The organism is Streptomyces sp. BE20 (genome assembly GCF_036322525.1).
Classification (GTDB): domain Bacteria; phylum Actinomycetota; class Actinomycetes; order Streptomycetales; family Streptomycetaceae; genus Kitasatospora.
The window spans coordinates 1-377 of the sequence record NZ_JAQYWW010000502.1; the positions used below are offsets into that span (position 1 = coordinate 1).

Genomic DNA, 377 nt, shown 5'->3' on the forward strand with positions numbered 1-377 from the left:
ACCAGCAGTCCGGACACCCTCGCCGCCATGGCACCGACCGCGCGCGGGCCGCTTGGGTTTGGGTTTCATTCTGGTGCTGGTTGGTGCCCTGGTTCATCCGTTTCGCCACATGCGGGGCGTGGGAACGTTGGTTCTGTTCTTGTTGTTTCGGGTGTTTTTGGGCGGCGTGGTTGCGGAGGGGGTGGGCCGGGGTGTGGGTTAGCTCGGCACCCGGGTGGGTCAGGGGGGCGGGCGAGGCCCGTCCGTCCGGGTCCAGGACCGGGCGTGCGCGCTCCGCGTCGGCCCTCCCCGCGTCGGGCGACGCCACCACGCCCAGGCCGATCAGTGCGTGCCCGATCAGGTCCGACGGCAGCACCGTGCCGGTGGGCACCGGCCCG

The 377-nt window shown here is 71.6% G+C and carries 1 protein-coding gene; it reads right to left on the bottom strand.

Annotated features, from left to right (window positions below):
- On the bottom strand, window positions 1-377 hold a 377-nt coding region (locus PUR61_RS07230), incomplete at both ends, for a hypothetical protein (protein WP_329876846.1).